The organism is Mycetocola sp. Y719 (genome assembly GCF_056713205.1).
In genome coordinates this window covers 703,363-720,606 of the sequence record NZ_JBWYGY010000002.1, presented here as the reverse complement: position 1 = coordinate 720,606, position 17,244 = coordinate 703,363, and the positions used below count along the sequence as shown (strand labels likewise).

14 protein-coding genes are annotated in these 17,244 nt (G+C 66.2%); 10 read left to right on the top strand and 4 right to left on the bottom strand.

What is annotated here, in order from left to right; genetic code table 11:
* Positions 1-11: 11 nt before the first annotated feature.
* From AC1M0F_RS09680 to AC1M0F_RS09665, 4 genes are all read right to left on the bottom strand, one after another.
* Positions 12-758 (bottom strand): hypothetical protein, encoded by a 747-nt coding sequence (locus AC1M0F_RS09680; protein ID WP_480238018.1) that lies wholly within the window; start codon positions 756-758, stop codon positions 12-14.
* 144 nt (positions 759-902) lie between these two features.
* Positions 903-1,745, bottom strand: coding sequence for an endonuclease domain-containing protein (locus tag AC1M0F_RS09675; RefSeq protein WP_480238017.1), 843 nt, complete (start codon positions 1,743-1,745; stop codon positions 903-905).
* 391 nt (positions 1,746-2,136) lie between these two features.
* Entirely contained in the window at positions 2,137-2,847 is a 711-nt protein-coding gene (locus AC1M0F_RS09670) for a DUF305 domain-containing protein (protein ID WP_480238016.1), read from the bottom strand.
* Position 2,848: 1 nt separating this feature from the next.
* Positions 2,849-3,544, bottom strand: coding sequence for a DUF3105 domain-containing protein (locus AC1M0F_RS09665; RefSeq protein WP_480238015.1), 696 nt, complete (start codon positions 3,542-3,544; stop codon positions 2,849-2,851).
* Positions 3,545-3,812: 268 nt separating this feature from the next.
* On the opposite strand from AC1M0F_RS09665, the gene AC1M0F_RS09660 reads away from it, so the two are divergent.
* The 10 genes from AC1M0F_RS09660 (at position 3,813) to AC1M0F_RS09615 (ending at position 17,226) form a co-directional block, all read left to right on the top strand.
* Positions 3,813-5,180, top strand: a complete 1,368-nt coding sequence (locus tag AC1M0F_RS09660) for a cystathionine beta-synthase (RefSeq protein ID WP_480238014.1) — start codon at positions 3,813-3,815, stop codon at positions 5,178-5,180.
* A 28-nt stretch (positions 5,181-5,208) separates the two neighbouring features.
* On the top strand, positions 5,209-6,375 hold the full coding sequence (locus AC1M0F_RS09655) for a cystathionine gamma-synthase (protein WP_480238013.1): 1,167 nt from the start codon (positions 5,209-5,211) through the stop codon (positions 6,373-6,375).
* 111 nt (positions 6,376-6,486) lie between these two features.
* Positions 6,487-7,350 carry an SDR family oxidoreductase gene (locus AC1M0F_RS09650; RefSeq protein ID WP_480238012.1) on the top strand — a complete coding sequence of 288 codons (864 nt, stop codon included), beginning with the start codon at positions 6,487-6,489 and terminating at the stop codon, positions 7,348-7,350.
* A gap of 87 nt (positions 7,351-7,437) precedes the next feature.
* Entirely contained in the window at positions 7,438-8,754 is a 1,317-nt protein-coding gene (locus tag AC1M0F_RS09645; RefSeq protein ID WP_480238011.1) for an APC family permease, read from the top strand.
* Positions 8,755-8,829: 75 nt separating this feature from the next.
* A complete protein-coding gene (locus tag AC1M0F_RS09640; protein ID WP_480238010.1) occupies positions 8,830-10,257 on the top strand; it encodes an MFS transporter in 1,428 nt (475 codons plus the stop codon).
* Positions 10,258-10,503: 246 nt separating this feature from the next.
* Positions 10,504-11,523, top strand: coding sequence for a LacI family DNA-binding transcriptional regulator (locus AC1M0F_RS09635; RefSeq protein ID WP_480238009.1), 1,020 nt, complete (start codon positions 10,504-10,506; stop codon positions 11,521-11,523).
* A gap of 340 nt (positions 11,524-11,863) precedes the next feature.
* Complete coding sequence (chvE, locus tag AC1M0F_RS09630) at positions 11,864-12,940, top strand: multiple monosaccharide ABC transporter substrate-binding protein (protein WP_480238445.1); 1,077 nt, start codon at positions 11,864-11,866, stop codon at positions 12,938-12,940.
* 98 nt (positions 12,941-13,038) lie between these two features.
* Positions 13,039-14,568, top strand: coding sequence for a multiple monosaccharide ABC transporter ATP-binding protein (gene mmsA, locus AC1M0F_RS09625; RefSeq protein WP_480238008.1), 1,530 nt, complete (start codon positions 13,039-13,041; stop codon positions 14,566-14,568).
* 31 nt (positions 14,569-14,599) lie between these two features.
* A complete protein-coding gene (gene mmsB, locus AC1M0F_RS09620) occupies positions 14,600-15,841 on the top strand; it encodes a multiple monosaccharide ABC transporter permease (protein ID WP_480238007.1) in 1,242 nt (413 codons plus the stop codon).
* Positions 15,842-15,906: 65 nt separating this feature from the next.
* Entirely contained in the window at positions 15,907-17,226 is a 1,320-nt protein-coding gene (locus tag AC1M0F_RS09615; protein ID WP_480238006.1) for a hypothetical protein, read from the top strand.
* Positions 17,227-17,244: the final 18 nt, after the last annotated feature.

Genomic DNA, 17,244 nt, shown 5'->3' with positions numbered 1-17,244 from the left:
GACGTGCGCGGCTAGCGGTGTTCCTTGCTGAGGTTGAGGACTTCGCCGACGTCGAGGAGCGGATAGGGAACCGGGGCCGGTCGGTCAGGGTTGAGGTAGAACAGGTCGATGACAGAGATTCCGAGGCGGGCAGCGACCTCCTCGGCGAGGTCGTCAGCGGCGACGGTGTAACTCCTGGGCTGACCGTCGACCAGGGTCACCTCACCGGTCGCACCCCCGGTCTTGCCCGAGTCGGCGACGACGAGTCCCGGCCGCATGTCCGGGATCGTCCATTCGAGGATCGCGCTCGCGGCGACGGAGACGTAGCATCCCGCCTGAAACGCCTCGAAATCGGGAACGGCGATGAGCACGGTGTCGAGGAAACTCGGATCGCCACGCGGCAAGGGGAAGGCCTGCTCCGGGTCGGCCGGGATGTTGCCGTACGAGCGATTCATGCTCGACGTCGTGCATCTCTCATCGGGTCCGACGACGATCGGCGACACACGCAGTTCGATGTCACCCTCGCGATCGGAACGGAAGTCGAGCAGCCGTAGTTCGAAGGTCCCTTTCCCGGTGACACGGACGTCGACGTCGCCGGAGATGTGGGGATCACCGACCAGCGTGCCTGTCGCCACCACGGTGCCGACGTCGAGCACCGGCGGCTCGATCGACGGCCGCGGTGTGGACGACGGGGATGAAGTGGGCGTCGGTGTGGTCCACGCGATGGTCGGTCCCGTCGTCGTGCCGAAACTGCATCCACTCAGGATGAGGGCCATCATGAGGGGCACGCCGGCGCAGAGCAAACGGCTTCTCGGTGCCACAACGCCCCCCAAGGGCCGCGGTCACTCCGGTCGGCCGTGTTGCGAGGCTAGCGCAGGGCCGTGCCAGTCGGCGAGCACGCGATCGGGGGGTGCGGCCGGGGCTCAGCGGGTGGGAAGGCGCTGCTCCCGAGCCACCGATACGCGACGCACCACCTCGAGCGGCGTCGTGAACACGTGGTGTTTTGTGAGGCGCACGATGCGCCATCCGTTCTCCACCAGCCTGTCGAGACGATCGATGTCGTGATGGATCTGCTCTGCCGTCATCCAGTGGTGGGCGCCCTCGTATTCGATCGCGATCCTGAGGTCCGGGTAGGCCAGGTCGACGCATCCGAGGAAACGTCCGCCGTCGTCGTACGCATCGAAATTGAGAACGGGCTCAGGCAGCCCGGCGTCGACGAGGATGAGTCGCACCCACGTCTCTGGCCGCGACCACGAATCGGTGCGGATGCAGCCGAACGCGTCGCGGAGGGCACCGATGCCTGGCCTGCGCCCCGCGTCTATCGCCGCGCGCAGTTGCTCCAGGGTCGCCAGTGGTGGCCGGTGGGAGCCGTTTCCTCCGCCAGAGGTTCGCCGGCAGACGATCGCGTCGCCGGCAGCAACGAGGTCGTACGGGTGGAGCAGCGCACCCAGTCCGGCCCACGTCGAAGCGGGTGTCGTGAGCCGCAATCCGTCGTGCATGGTCACGTGCGCAAGACGCAGGTCGATCTCGCGACCGCGAACGCCCGCCCCTCGCGGTGCACGGCGAGGTCGAAACACCGAAACGTCGAGGAGTTGACCGCCGAGGCGCGGAAGCGGCACGTCCCACAGAATCGCGGCCGTGGTGTGGCTGAAGAACTGAGACGGTGGCATTCCCGTCGCGTACGCCTGCGCACGCCGCAGTGTGTCCGCGCGGGCGCGCTCCGCCGAGTCCGACGCTGTGGCGATGATCGGGATCCGGGAAAGCACTCCCCGAAACGACCGGTCGAGATCGTGCGCATCGAGCCGCGACCTCCCGACACCGAGGCCCCTGGCCTGGGCGAACGTGAACGCTTCAGAAAGCTCGGACGGTAGAGGACGAGGTGTGCGCATCCGCCACGGTCCCACCGGATCATGCGGGGAGGTGGTCCCGTCGGGAAAGTGTGCACAATATCTGGCCTGTGGAAAGTGTCGAGTTGCATAGCGGTAGCCGGTGCGTAACGTGTTCATCCGTCGCGAATGTCGACTTTGACGTTTCGAATCCGGCATATGCGACGGATGAGTTCGCGGCGGCATCCCGAGCCGGCGTCATCCGTCGCCAATGCCGGCTTTCAGCACGGAAACCCAACACATACGACGGATGAACCGAACCGCTCGCGACCTATTCGGCGGGGCGCTCCTCGAGCATCGACTCCATCAGGTCGATCTCCGACTGCTGCGCCTTCACCACGCCGGTCGCGAACGTGCGCACCGTCGAGTTCGTGCTGCGGTCGAGCACGGCCTCGGCCATGTCGATCGCCCCCTGGTGGTGGGCGATCATCAGTTCGAGGAACATCCGCTCGGCGGCAACACCCTCGAGTGTCTTCAGCTCGGCGATCTGCTCGGGAGTCGCCAGACCCGGCATCGGCTCACCCGGCTGATGAGCGTCGTCTCCGCTGCCGTGGTCGTGCCCCTCGCCCTTGAGCGTTGGCCGGGTCATCCACGTCATCGACGGTTCAGACGAGGCCTGCGGCAATCCCCACGCCGCGAGCCACCCGCGCATCATGCCGGACTGTGCGCCCTGCGTGGTCGCGATGTCGTACGCCAGCAGTCGGACCTCGTCGTCGTCCGTGAGGTCGCGGATGATGAACGAAAGCTCGACGCCCTGGTTGTGGTGGGTCTGCATGTCACGCGAGAAGCCGGCCTCGGCGCTCTCCGTGGTCGGGGTCGGGTTCTGCAGCGTCGACAGTCGTCCCACCGAGAACGCCACGACACCCACGACGACGATCGCGACGATCGCCAGCAGGATCAGGGCGACAGGGGAGCGGCGTCGGGAACCGTCGGCCGTTGCTTCGTCGGATGCTCCGGCATCCGTCTCGAAACCGGCCGTCACGTTACGCCTTGCCCGGTCCGTCGATGGCGCCGGTGCAGAGAGCGCCGGGCTCCGGAACGTCCTCGCTCTGCCAGAACTCCTCGAAGAACTCGCCGATGCGCTCGTCAGAGGCCTCGTCGATCTGCAGCTGGGCGTCCCAACCGGAGAGCACGATGGGGGAGGGGAGGTCCTCGAACGGCGAGAGGATCACGTACGTGGACGGCAGCTTCGACTTGAGGGTGTCGAGTTCCTCGTCGGAGATGGACGGGTCGTATGTGACCCAGATCGCACCGTGCTCGAGCGAGTGGACGGCGTTCTCGTTGGTCTGCGGCTCGGTGTAGATGCCACAGTTCAGCCAGGCCTGCGCGTGGTCGCCACCGGCGGGCGGGGTCTGCGCGTAGTTGACGGTTCCCTCGACGTGGTTGTTGGTGTTCTCGAAGGTCTCGACGCCCTCGATCTCGGCACCCGAACCTCCTGCGGAGTATGTGGCGTTCTTCGGCATGGTCAGAACGACACTCGTCACGACGAGCGCAACGATGGCGAGACCGCCGACGACGGCCGAGATGATGCCGATCCGCTTGTTGCGGGCCTTCTTCGCCTGCTCCTTCTTGTACGACTCCACCTTGGCGGCACGCTGCTCAGCGCGCTGCTCCTTGATGGTCAACTGCCTGGCGGGGTTGCCGCTCTTGGTGCCGGGGGAATCGCTTCGGGGGGTCACGGAGGCCTCTCGTCTCTGGGGATGCTCACGGCAGAACCTCTATGCGCGCGCATATGCCGGAGTCCTTCCAGTTTATGGGCCCCCGTCACGGTTGTCTGGGAGCCTGCGGTGAACGTCGGCGTGTATGACGTCGCCAGCCCGGACCGACCGTCGCCTGTAACAGACGGATGCCAGCGGCTAGGCTCGGAAGGCACGGCCACGAGCCGGCACCGGGCCCGTCGAAACACGGCAGTGCGCCCGACGAACACACACCACCGAACGGACGAACGTGAAGTACGCAGAGAGCATCGTCGACCTCGTGGGGAACACCCCGCTGATCCGGCTCAACCGAGTGACCGATGGCATCAGCGCGACGGTTCTCGCGAAGGTCGAATACTTCAACCCAGGCGGAAGCGTCAAGGACCGCATCGCGACGCGGATCATCGACGCCGCCGAGGCAGCCGGACAGTTGAAGCCGGGCGGCACCATCGTCGAACCGACGAGCGGTAACACCGGAGTCGGCCTGGCCATCGTCGCCCAGCAGCGCGGGTACCACTGTGTCTTCGTCGTCCCCGACAAGGTCGGCGAGGAGAAGCGCCAGGTCCTCACCGCATATGGTGCCGAGGTCGTCGTCACGCCGACATCCGTCGCTCCCGACCACCCCGAGTCCTACTACAGCGTCTCCGACCGGCTCGCCGCCGAGATCCCCGGTGCGTTCAAGCCCAACCAGTACTTCAACCAGAACGGCCCGCTCAGCCACTTCGAGACGACCGGACCCGAGATCTGGGACGACACCGACGGCAGGGTCACCCACTTCGTCGCGGGGGTCGGCACCGGCGGCACGATCACAGGCACCGGCCGCTTCCTGCGCGAAGCGTCCAACGGTGGCGTCCGTGTCATCGGAGCGGACCCCGAGGGATCCGTCTACTCCGGAGGCACCGGTCGCCCGTACCTCGTCGAAGGCGTCGGCGAAGATATGTGGCCAGGGGCATATGACCCGGGCGTCGTCGACGAGATCATCGCTGTGACGGATGCCGAGTCATTCGCGATGACCCGCAGACTGGCCCTCGAGGAGGGACTGCTCGTCGGCGGATCCAGCGGAATGGCCGTCGTCGCAGCTCTCCAGGCTGCTCGCGGCCTCGGCAAGGACGACATCGTGGTCGTTCTCCTGCCAGACGGCGGCCGCGGCTACCTCGCCAAGATCTTCAACGACAAGTGGATGCGCTCATACGGCTTCCTCGACGACTCCAGCGACCAGCGCACCGTCGGAGACATCGTCCGGGCGAAGGGCGGCGAGCTTCCCGCGCTTCTCCACGCCCACCCGAGCGACACCGTGCACGACGCGATCAGCGTGATGGCCGAGTTCGGCGTCTCGCAGCTCCCCGTGCTCAGCGCCGAACCTCCCGTCGTCATGGGCGAGGTCGTCGGAGCGATCTCCGAGAGTTCGCTGCTGGACAGCGTCTTCAACGGCGATGCGAAGCTGACGGATGCCGTCGCCACCGTCAACCAGGCCCCGCTGCCGATCATCGGATCAGGTGACTCGCTTGCGGCGGCTCGCACGGCACTCAAGGCATCCGATGCCCTCATGGTCACACACGGCGGCAAGCCGCACGCGGTCATCACCCGGCAGGACCTGCTGACCTTCCTCAGCGAATAGCCCCACCCCGAAAGCAAGAGAGAATTCCATGCGCACCAAGGACACAGGATTCGCCACGCGCGCGATCCACGCCGGCCAGGCCTTCGACCCGACCACGGGGGCCGTGATCCCACCGATCTACCAGTCGTCGACGTTCGTGCAGACGAAGATCGGCGGGCTCCGCAACGGCTACGAGTACGGCCGCGGGGGCAACCCGACCCGTGACGGACTCGAAGCGCAGCTCGCGGCGCTCGAGGGCGGGGCGCACGGCATCTCCTTCGCGTCCGGCCTCGCAGCCGAAGACGCCCTGCTCCGCGGCATCCTCAAGCCCGGTGACCACATCGTCATCGGCAACGACGCATACGGCGGGACCTACCGGCTGATCAACCGCATCTTCGGCGCGTGGGGAGTCACTCACACCGTCGTCGACATGTCCAACCTGCGCTCGGTGCAGGCGGCCATCGTGCCTGAGACCCGCGTCCTCTGGGTCGAGACCCCGTCGAATCCGCTGATGAAGATCACCGACATCGCCGAACTGGCCGAGGTCGGCCATTCAGCCGGCCTTGTCGTGGTCGTCGACAACACCTTCGCGTCGCCCGCGTTGCAGCAGCCGCTGACCTTCGGCGCCGACGTGGTCGTGCACTCCACCACGAAGTACATCGGCGGACATTCGGACGTCATCGGAGGCGCCCTCGTACTCAACGACGACGAGATGCACGAGAAGGTCAGATTCATGCAGTTCGCGGCCGGCGCGGTCGCCGCCCCGATGGAGGCCTACCTCACCAGCAGGGGAGTGAAGACGCTCGACGTGCGCATGCAGCGCCACAGCGAGAACGCCCAGGCCATCGCCGAGTACTTCGCGGAGCACAGCGCCATCGACACGGTCTACTACCCCGGCCTCGAGTCCCACCCCGGTCACGCACTCGCTGCGAAGCAGATGTCCCGGTTCGGCGGGATGCTCTCACTCGCGTTCGCCGGCGGAGAGCGGGTCGCGCGCCGCTTCGCCGAGTCGACCCGGTTGTTCCAGCTCGCCGAGTCACTCGGCGGCATCGAGTCGCTCGTCAACTACCCGGCCGAGATGACGCACGCCTCGGTCGCGGGCACCGATCTCGCCGTGCCCGCGAACATCATCCGCCTCTCGGTTGGTCTCGAGTCGATCGATGACCTGCTCGCCGATGTCGATCGCGCCGTCGGGAAAGCGCTCAAGAAGCGCTGACGTCGACAACCCGGAGCCGTTCCCGCGTCGTCAACGGGGGCAGGATACCGGAGGGAGTCCACGCCCGGGAGACCGTGGACAGCCGGACGATCGTGGCGCTGTACTGGGGGAATGAGCATTCCCAATCCACTCGACCAGTACCCCCGCCCACCGTTCACCGTCGACGACTCCGGAGACGAACCGGTGATGTCGCCGAGCCCGGACCACGGTGAGGAGACCTACCGAGGCACCGGCAGGCTCGCCGGTCGCCGTGCCTTCATCACCGGCGGCAACTCGGGCCTGGGCCGCGCGACAGCGATCGCCTTCGCCCGGGAAGGTGCTGACGTCGTCTTCACCTTCCACAGCGATGAGGAAGGCGCGACCGAGGCGCTCGACGTCATCGAGAAGAGTGGCGTCACCGGGGGGATGCTCAAGGTCGACATCTCCCAGGAGGCGGAATGCGTGGATGCCGTCGGGAAGGCCGCGGCCACCCTCGGTGGCCTCGACATCCTCGTGATGGTCGCCGGGTACCAGAACAACGTGGACGACATCCTCGACCTGGAGACCGAGCAGATCGACCTCACCTTCCGCACGAATGTCTACTCGCTCTACTGGCTCACGAGGGCCGCGCTGGAACATCTCCCCGCTGGTGGAAGCATCATCACCACGAGCAGCGTCCAGGCGAATCAGCCCTCCGCTGACAAGCTCGACTATGCGGCGACCAAGGGCGCGATCGTCACGTTCACCAAGGCTCTCGCCCAGCAGCTCGCCCCACGCGGAATCCGGGTCAATTCTGTTGCCCCCGGGCCGTTCTGGACGAACCTGCAGCCCGACTCGTCGGACGCTGAGAGCCTGACCGATTTCGGCAGTGGCACCCCGTACGGACGGCCGGGCCAGCCTGCGGAGATTGCCGGGGCGTACGTCTACCTGGCGAGTGCGGACGCCAGCTACACGAGCGGGGCAACGATCGTCGTCTCCGGGGGCTCCCCGATCTGAGTCGGCGCTCGCCCGGATGGCGGAAATGCGTGGAAGTATGTCATTTCCGCCATCGCGCGGCATCCCGTCTCCCGGCACGATTGAGGGATGACCGCTCCACGTACCGCGACACCGGCCGCCCAGGATGAGGCGCCTGCCGGCGGTTCGATCGGGCTGGTCCTCGGCAGCGCGATGTACACCGCCGCCGTGCTCGGCACGGGGATCCTGCTGCTGCCCGCGCTGGCCGCGCGCGCTGCCGGCCCCGCCTCGATCGTCGCCGTCCTTGCCGTGCTCGTACTCTCGGTGCCGCTCGCCGGGACGTTCGCGGCGCTCGCGGCCCGGCATCCGGATTCCGGCGGAGTCGCCACATACGTGAGGCTCGCGCTCGGACCGACGGCAGCGAGGGCGACCGGGTACTGGTTCTTCTTCGGGGTGAGCGTCGGCATGCCCGTCATCGGGCTGCTCGCCGCCGAGTACATCGTCGCGTCCGCCGGACTCGACCGGAGCGCGGTCTACCTCATCGCGCCCGCCATCCTCATTCCGCCGCTCCTGTTCAACGCGGTCGGCCTGCGTCTCGCCGGTCCCGTCCAACTCGTGCTCACCGCAGCCCTCGTGCTGCTGGTGGTCGGCGCAGTCGCCCTGTCGCTTCCCCAGTCGGATGCCGCCAACTGGCAGCCGTTCCTCCCGAACGGCTGGGGAGGGGTCGGCCTCGCCATCAGCCTGTTCGTCTGGGCGTTCGCCGGCTGGGAAGCCGTCACGCACATCGCCGGGGAGTTCAGGCATCCGCGCCGGACCATCCCATGGGCGACGGCGATCGCCATCGCCGTCGTCGGCGCCGCCTACCTCGCCCTGCAGTACGTGACCGTCTCAGTCCTCGGTGGGCGGGCTGCCACGTCGACCGTCCCGCTCATCGACCTCGTCGACACTGCAGTGCCCGGCGCCGGTCGGATCGGCGTAACGGTGATCGCGGTGATCGTCGCACTCGGGGTGATGAACGCGTACGCCGGCGCGTTCGCGAAGCTCGGAGCCTCCCTCGGCCGTGACGGCGACCTGCCGCGCTGGCTCGGCGCAGGGGCCGAGCAGGGCGGAGTGCCCCGCCGCGCCCTGCTCCTCGTCGCTGCGCTCGGCCTCGCCTATATGACGGCCGCGTGGCTGACCGGAGGCAACCTCGAGGCCTTCGTGCTCATCCACACGAGCTCGATGGTCGCGGTGTACGCGCTGGGCATGATCGCCGCACTCCGGCTGCTCGAGCGCTACTCAGCCGGATGGTGGATGGCCGTCGTGGCAGCCGTGATGGTCGCCGGCCTGCTGTTGCTCGCCGGACTGACCCTCGTCGTTCCGCTCGCTCTCGGGCTCGCCGCGGTCGTCGTGACGCTCGTGAAGCACAGGTTGGGACGCACAGCTGTCGTGGTGCCTGGTGCGTGACTCCGCCTGGATGCCTCCGGCGGGCGCTCGTCCCGACGCTGACTGCACGCGCGGAAAATGGCTAGGCTCGAGAGCGTGACTTCCAACGCCAGGCTTGACGCGGCATCCGCGCGCCCGGGGCAGGAGGAGCCGCCTGGCATCTACTCGGCACGCTACCTGTGGGTGACGATCGGCACCTGTGCCCTCGTCTTCCTCGCTGCCTTCGAGTCGCTGGCTGTGACAACGATCATGCCGCTCGTGAGCGCCGATCTCGACGGGGCGTCACTGTACGCGCTGGCCTTCGCCGGACCTCTGGCGTCGGGAGTCGTCGGCATGGTCGTCGCGGGGAACTGGTCGGACAGAAACGGCCCCGTCGCTCCCCTGATCACGTCGGTCGCCGTGTTCATCGCCGGGCTCATCATCGCGGGGACCGCTGTGGACATGTGGATGCTCGTGGTCGGCCGCCTCGTGCAGGGCCTCGGCTCGGGAGCCATGAACGTGGCCCTCTACGTCGTGGTCGCGCGGATCTACCCACCGGCGCTCCACGCGAAGATCTTTGCCGGCTTCGCTGCTGCCTGGGTGATCCCGTCGCTGATCGGACCGTTCGCCGCCGGTGTCGTCGCCGAACTGACGAGCTGGCACTGGGTCTTCCTCGGGGTGGTCGGACTCATCCTCGTCGCCATGCTCATGGTCGTGCCTGCACTGAAGATGCTCACAGGGGATCCGGACTTCGGTGTCGAGGGTCGTCCGCGGTGGGCTGCTGGCCCGATCGCCTGGGCGCTGCTCGCAGCGACGGCCGTTCTGGGCTTGAACCTCTCCGCCCAGCTCGACGGCGCGTTCGTCGGCATCGTCGCGGTCCTGGCCATCGGAATCGCGCTCCTCGCCGTGAAACCCCTTGTCCCGACCGGCACGCTCAGGGCCGCACGTGGACTGCCGACGGTGATCCTCGTCCGCGGTCTCATCGCTGCAGCATTCTTCGGCGCCGAGGTCTACATCCCCTATTTGCTCACCGAGCAGTACGACTTCTCACCCGCCTTCGCCGGTCTTGCCCTCACCGGTGCCGCACTGACCTGGGCGTCGGCGTCGTGGCTCCAGGGCAGGCTCGGTGATGCGCTGACGCACGTGCGTGCGATGTGGATCGGGTCTCTGCTCGTGCTCGCCTCGATCCTCATCGCGGTTCTCACCTCGGCTGCCGGTCTTTCCCCGGTGGTCATCATCGCGGGTTGGCTGCTCGGCGGAGCCGGGATGGGGCTCATGTACCCGCGGCTCAGCGTGCTGACCCTCGCGTACTCGACCGAACGGGACCAGGGCTTCAACAGTTCCGCCCTGTCGATCTCGGATTCGCTCGGCGGAGCGCTCGCACTGGCATCCACCGGCATCGTCTTCACGGCCCTCGCCGGGATGGGCGGAGCATGGTCGTTCACCGGATGCTTCGCCCTCGCCGCGGCGATCGGTTGCGCGGCTGTCGCCGTCGGTTCGCGGGTCGGCACCGGACAGCGCGTCACCGGCGACACACGAGCATAACTCCGCCGTGTCGCGCGCAGGGCTCGACCCTGTCGGCGGGAAGTGCGGCCCGTGCGCCCGTTCCGCGGCGGAGCTGTGCGCCAGTCAGCCAGATGTGACAGCCGTGTGACACCGCGCCGATCTTGTCACATAGCCGTCACATCCGCCCCTGACGCCACTTCCGTGAGGTGGAGTTCCTCGCCCGGACGTGCATAATTGACGTAATCGCGCGGATGTGACCGTGCACATGGATTCAAGGGTGTTTCGGTGACAGACAGCGTCGACAAGGGCAAAGCCCCGAACATCCGCGACGTCGCGCGTCTCGCCGGAGTGAGTCACCAGACCGTTTCGCGCGTGCTCAACGACCACCCGAGCATCCGGGACTCGACCAGGCAGCGCGTCCTCGACGTGATGAACGAGTTGCAGTACCGACCCAACCGTGCCGCCAGGGCCCTCGTCACGAGCCGGTCGCGTACCCTCGGCGTGCTGGCCTCCCAGCGTGCCCACTACGGTCCGTCGAGCATCATCCAGAGCATCGAGAGCGCCGCACAGGACGCCGGCTACATGGTGTCGACGGCGAACATCACCGCCACGGACGAAGACTCGATCATCACGGCGCTCGATCATCTCAACGCCCAGGCGATCGAAGGCCTTGTCATCATCGCGCCGCAGGTCCGGGTGTTCCGCGCGATCTCCAACCTCGACCTTCGTGTGCCGTTCGTCACGATGAACACGAGCGAAGGCAGTGACGACCATGTCATCGCCGTCGACCAGGTCGCGGGCGCGCGCCTCGCCACCCGGCACCTCATCGAACTCGGTCACCGCAGCATCTACCACCTCGCAGGCCCACAGGACTGGATCGAGGCTGAAGCGCGGATGCGCGGATTCCTCGAGGAGATGAACGCGCAGGATGTTCCGACGACCGCCCCGATCCTCGGGGACTGGTCTGCGGAGTTCGGCTACTACGCCGGCAGGGAGCTGATGAGGGTGAGGGACTTCACGGCGATCTTCTCGTCGAACGACCAGATGGCGCTCGGTCTCATCCACGCCATCAGGGACGCGGGCCAGGACGTTCCGCACGATGTCTCCATCGTCGGTTTCGACGACATCCCCGAGGCCGCACATTTCTGGCCGCCGCTCACGACGGTGCGCCAGGACTTCACCGAACTCGGCAGGCGGTGCGTCGCCCAGCTCCTCGGGACGATGGGGGACGCCGCCGGCGAGTACGCCGCGCGGATCCAGCCCGAGCTCATCGTGCGCTCGTCGACGGGCCCGCCCTCGTTCTGACCGCCCCGGAACGGCTCCCCTGGCGGGGTTACCAAACTGAGACATTCCGACTTGACAGAGGAGTTGGTTTTCTGAGTAACATGTGACAACAATGTGAACGGTCACATTGCAAGGTCGGAAACGACAGTGACGAAGGAGTCCCCACACCTTTTCGCGGTTACCCGCATTCCCGTCCTGCTTCGGCAGCCGGATCGAGCACGGCATTCATGGACGCAGCCTGCTCACGCGGAACACCACCCCCTGTCTGAGATTTCAGGCGACAAAGACGTCCATGGCACCGATTACAGAGAGGTAAAACACAGTGAAGAAGATTCTCATCGCGACACTCGCGGCAGGCGCAATGGTCGTGTCGCTCGCAGCGTGCTCGCAGGGCGGCTCAGGCGAAGGCGACGGAGCGGGCGGAGGCGCCCTCGTCGGTGTCGCCATGCCCACCAAGTCGAGCGAGCGCTGGATCCAGGACGGCAACGCCGTCAAGGAGCAGCTCGAAGCCGAGGGCTTCAAGGTCGACCTGCAGTACGCAGAAGACGACATCCCCACCCAGGTCTCGCAGATCGAGAACATGATCACCAAGGGCGCAGAAGCCCTGATCATCGCTTCGATCGACGGCACGACGCTGACGCAGGTCCTCCAGGACGCCGCTGACGCCGAGATCCCCGTCATCGCATACGACCGCCTCATCCGCGACACCGAGAACGTCAGCTACTACGCGTCGTTCGACAACTACAAGGTCGGCGTCCAGCAGGCCAACTCGGTGCTCAACGGCCTCGGCCTCGTCGACCTCGAAGGTGCACCGGTTGACGGCGCTCCCGAAGGTCCGTTCAACATCGAGATGTTCGCCGGCTCACCCGACGACAACAACGCAACCTTCTTCTGGAACGGCGCTCAGGACACCCTGAAGCCGTTCATCGATGCAGGCACGCTGGTCGTCAAGAGCGGCCAGACGAGCTTCGAGCAGGCTGCCACGCTCCGCTGGGACGGCGAAACCGCCCAGAAGCGCATGGAGAACATCCTCACGTCGAGCTACTCGGACGGCACCAAGGTCAACGGCGTTCTCTCGCCGTACGACGGCATCTCCCGAGGCATCATCTCGGCTCTGACCGACGCAGGTTACACGGTCGGTGACGAATGGCCCATCATCTCGGGTCAGGACGCTGAGCTCGACTCGGTCAAGGCCATCAACTCCGGCGAGCAGTTCGCAACCATCTTCAAGGACACCCGCAAGCTGGCAACGGCCGCGGTCGAGATGACGGTTGCCGTTCTGAACGATGAGGAGCCCGAGGTGAACAACACCGAGGACTACGACAACGGCAAGTTCGTCGTCCCGTCCTTCCTCCTCGAGTCGCAGATCGTCGTCAAGGACAACATCAACGAAGTCCTGGTCGAGTCCGGCTACTGGACCGAAGAAGAAATCGGCTAACACCGGTTCACTGCTGCACGCCGGTGGGGGAGTAGATTCTCCTCCACCGGCGTACAGCCAGCAATGAAGCAGGTTTTCGGTATGGAGAAGGTGCGAAAGTGACCACAAACATCCTCGAGATGCGCAGCATCACCAAGACGTTCCCCGGTGTCAAGGCACTGTCGGACGTCACACTCGACGTTGAGCGGGGCACTGTCCACGCCATCTGCGGTGAGAACGGGGCAGGCAAGTCGACGCTCATGAAGGTGCTCTCGGGTGTCTACCCGCACGGCACGTACACGGGCGACATCGTCTTCGAAGACGAGACCGTCGAGTTCAAGGACATCCGGGACTCGGAAGCCAAGGGCATCGTCATCATCCACCAGGAGCTCGCGCTGAGCCCCTACCTCTCGATCGCCGAGAACATCTTCCTCAACAACGAACAGACCGGCGCGCTCGGTCTCATCGACTGGAACAAGACCAACCACGAGGCGGCGAAGCTGCTGGCCCGGGTCGGCCTGAAGGAAAACCCGACCACAAAGATCCTCGACATCGGTGTCGGCAAGCAGCAGCTCGTCGAGATCGCCAAGGCGCTGTCGAAGCGGGTCAAACTGCTCATCCTCGATGAGCCGACCGCTGCCCTCAACGACGAGGACTCCGACCACCTGCTCGACCTGATCCTGCACCTCAAGGAGCAGGGCATCACGTCGATCATCATCAGCCACAAGCTCAACGAGATCAAGAAGGTCGCAGACACGGTCACCGTGATCCGCGACGGCAAGACGATCGAGACCATCCAGAAGACGGATGTCACGGAAGAGCGCATCATCAAGGACATGGTCGGTCGCGACCTCGAACACCGCTACCCGGATCACACGCCGAACATCGGCGCCGAGATCCTGCGTGTCGAGGACTGGACCGCCCACCACCCGCAGGACCCCACCCGTGTCATGGTCGACAACGTCAGCCTCAACGTGCGCGCCGGTGAGATCGTCGGCATCGCCGGCCTGATGGGCGCCGGACGTACCGAGTTCGCCATGAGCCTGTTCGGACACACCTACGGCACGCGTATCTCGGGCAAGGTGTTCAAGCACGGCATCGAGATCAAGACGCGCACCGTCTCCGAGGCGATCAAGAACGGCCTGGCCTACGCCACTGAGGACCGTAAGCACTACGGACTCAACCTGCTCGAGGACATCAAGCGCAACATCGCCCTCGCCTCGCTCGACAAGCTCTCCAACAACGGACTCGTGAACGACAACGAGGAATACAAGGTCGCCGACGGCTATCGCAAGAGCATGAACATCAAGGCGCCGAACGTGCTGGCCAAGACGGGCAAGCTGTCAGGCGGCAACCAGCAGAAGGTCGTGCTGTCGAAGTGGATCTACTCCGACCCTGAGGTGCTCATCCTCGACGAGCCGACCCGCGGCATCGACGTCGGCGCCAAGTACGAGATCTACGCGATCATCAACGCCCTCGCCGCCGAAGGCAAGGGGATCATCGTCATCTCCAGCGAACTTCCCGAGCTCCTCGGCATCTGCGACCGCATCTACGCCCTCAGTGAGGGACGCATCACCGGCCAGCTTCCGATCGAGGAAGCCAACCCGGAATCCCTTCTCAAGCTCATGACCATGGAAAAGCCGCGCTAGCGCGCCCGGCACCACCAAGGAGAACCTCGACATGTCAAACACCCAGACCCCGGTGACCGAAGAAACCGCTGCAGGCGGCGGAATCCACCCCACCGAGAACAAGTTCACCAGCTGGCTCAGCCACCTGGTCTCCGACCTCGGCAAGAACGGTATCTTCCTCGCCCTGCTGGCGGTCGTGCTGTTCTTCGCCATCGTCACAGACGGCATCCTGCTGCGCCCGCAGAACATCTCGAACCTCATCGTGCAGAACGGGTACATCCTCGTCCTGGCCATCGGCATGGTGATGATCATCATCGCCGGCCACATCGACCTCTCGGTCGGTTCGGTCGCCGCATTCGTCGGCGCCTGCTCGGGTGTGTTCGCCGTCTCGTGGGGTCTTCCGTGGTGGCTCTCGATCATCCTGTCGCTCGGAATCGGTGCGCTCGTCGGTGTCTGGCAGGGCTTCTGGGTCGCGTATGTCGGGATTCCAGCGTTCATCGTGACGCTGGCAGGCATGCTCATCTTCCGCGGGCTCGCCCTCGTGGTCCTCGGCAACGCCAACATCGGTTCGTTCCCGGCCGAGTACCGCGCACTCGGAAACGGCTTCCTCAGCAACGTCTTCGGTGACCTCGAACTCGACCCGCTCACGCTCATCGTCGCTGCCGTCGCCGTCGTCGCCCTCATCATCGGTCAGTTCCGCACCCGCAGCGCCCGCCAGAAGTACGGCCAGGAGGTCGAGCCGATCGTCTGGTTCGTCGCCAAGCTCGTTCTCATCACCGTCGCGATCGGTTTCTTCGCCTACGCGCTTGCCAGCTACAAGGGCATCCCCATCACGCTCATCGTGCTGGCCGTCCTCGTGCTCATCTACGGCATCATCATGAACCGCAGCGTCTTCGGCCGCCACGTCTATGCAATCGGTGGCAACCGTCACGCCGCAGAGCTGTCGGGCATCAAGACCCGCAAGACCGACTTCCTCCTGTTCGTGAACATGGGCGTGCTCGCTGCCCTCGCCGGTCTCATCTTCACCGCCCGCCTCAACCTTGCAGGTCCGAAGGCCGGAGACGGTTTCGAACTCGAGGCCATTTCGGCCGCATTCATCGGTGGAGCGGCCGTGCAGGGTGGCGTCGGAACCATCGGCGGCGCGATCATCGGTGGTCTGATCATCGGTGTCCTGAACAACGGTATGTCGATCCTGGGCCTCGGCATCGAGTGGCAGCAGGCCGTCAAGGGCCTCGTGCTTTTGCTCGCGGTCGCCTTCGACGTCTACAACAAGCGTCGCTCGGGCGGCAAGTAACGCACCCGCCCGGGTCGCAGGCGCTCTGCCGGCGACCCGGGCGATCCTCCATGAAAGAGAAGCGGATGCCCCTCCTCGGCGCGGTGCCGGACGGCGCGCGGCTGATCGCCGTGCTCGGCGGCGTGCCCGCGTCAGACGGAGTGCCGGTTCTCGGAGCCGAATCGCTCATCATCCCGCTGCAGTCCGTCGGCTACAACGTCCTGCTCGGCGCCGAAGGGGGCAGCGGCTTCTTCCCCAGGAAGCGGGATCTCGACCGACGCGCAACCGAACTGCTCGGCATAGTCGGACTAGCCGTGAAGCCGTCGACACCGATCCTCGACCTCGACATGGTCGACCGCCGGATCGTCGAACTGGCACGGGCCCTGGCCAAGACTCCGGAGCTGGTCATCGTCGATGACCGGTCCCTGGTGTTCAGCGCCGACGAATCCCGGCGCTGGTACGCGGCGCTCGCCCGGGCGGCAGACGTGACTCCGGTCGTCGTCGCCGTGCAGGGGATCGCAGAGCTGAGACGGTCTCCGCGTCCTCTCGACGCCGTGAGCGTCATCCGGAACGGCACGGTCGTCGGCACGACGAGCCCGACGGACAGCGCCAGGCTGATGGACCTTCTCGTCGGCGACGACGAGCGGCCGGCCAGGCCCGCCCGCGTGTTCGGGCCTGTCGTTCTCGAGCTCCGGGACATCTCGGTGTCGCATCCGGTCCATCGGAACCGGCCGGTCGTGGAGGACGCCTCCCTGTCGGTACGTGCGGGCGAGATCGTCGGCCTCGCCGGCGCGCAGGATCTTGTCCTCGGCGTCTTCGGATCATCCTCAGGCGGTCGGGTCGACGGCACCGTCCTGCTCGACGGCGAACCGGTCGACCTCTCCTCCGTCGAGCGCGCAATCGCCGCACGCGTACTGTTCATCTCGGAGTACCCGCCCGCATACGACGTCGGCCTGATCGGTGGCATCCCGACAAGCGTCTCAGGGGAGTCCCTGGCGCGGCTGGCGAAGATGGGGATCATCGACTCCAGGCGGGATTATGTTCCCCGGCGTGCCCCGTCGATGCTCATCGACGCCATCCCCGGCGCCCGGTCGCGGCCGTCCACGAAGGACATGGACGACGTGCTCGCCGGATGGGCCGTTACGCCGCCACGTGTCGCGCTCCTCACCGAGCCGTTCTCCGGACTCTCGCCTGCGGAGCGCGAGGCCAGGCGCGACCTCATCGAAGCCATCGCAGAAGCAGGGGCGGCCGTTGTGCTCGAGGCCGGGGACGCCACCCAGCTCGTCGGCGTATGCGATCGCTTCGTCGTTCAGAGGGGCACCCGCCTCGCCGCCGAACTCACGGGCGACGATGCCACCGCCCGTGGCCTGGCCGAACTCAGCATCCGCACCGACTTACAACGTTAGAATTGACCGAAAAGAGAG

What these genes read in the sequence shown, in the direction of transcription:
- AC1M0F_RS09680 (WP_480238018.1), bottom strand. Translation starts at nt 758, where the DNA reads ATGATGGCCCTCATCCTGAGTGGATGCAGTTTCGGCACGACGACGGGA.
- AC1M0F_RS09655 (WP_480238013.1), top strand. Translation starts at nt 5,209, where the DNA reads ATGCGCACCAAGGACACAGGATTCGCCACGCGCGCGATCCACGCCGGC.
- AC1M0F_RS09650 (WP_480238012.1), top strand. Translation starts at nt 6,487, where the DNA reads ATGAGCATTCCCAATCCACTCGACCAGTACCCCCGCCCACCGTTCACC.
- AC1M0F_RS09645 (WP_480238011.1), top strand. Translation starts at nt 7,438, where the DNA reads ATGACCGCTCCACGTACCGCGACACCGGCCGCCCAGGATGAGGCGCCT.
- chvE (WP_480238445.1), top strand. Translation starts at nt 11,864, where the DNA reads ATGGTCGTGTCGCTCGCAGCGTGCTCGCAGGGCGGCTCAGGCGAAGGC.
- mmsB (WP_480238007.1), top strand. Translation starts at nt 14,600, where the DNA reads ATGTCAAACACCCAGACCCCGGTGACCGAAGAAACCGCTGCAGGCGGC.
- AC1M0F_RS09615 (WP_480238006.1), top strand. Translation starts at nt 15,907, where the DNA reads ATGCCCCTCCTCGGCGCGGTGCCGGACGGCGCGCGGCTGATCGCCGTG.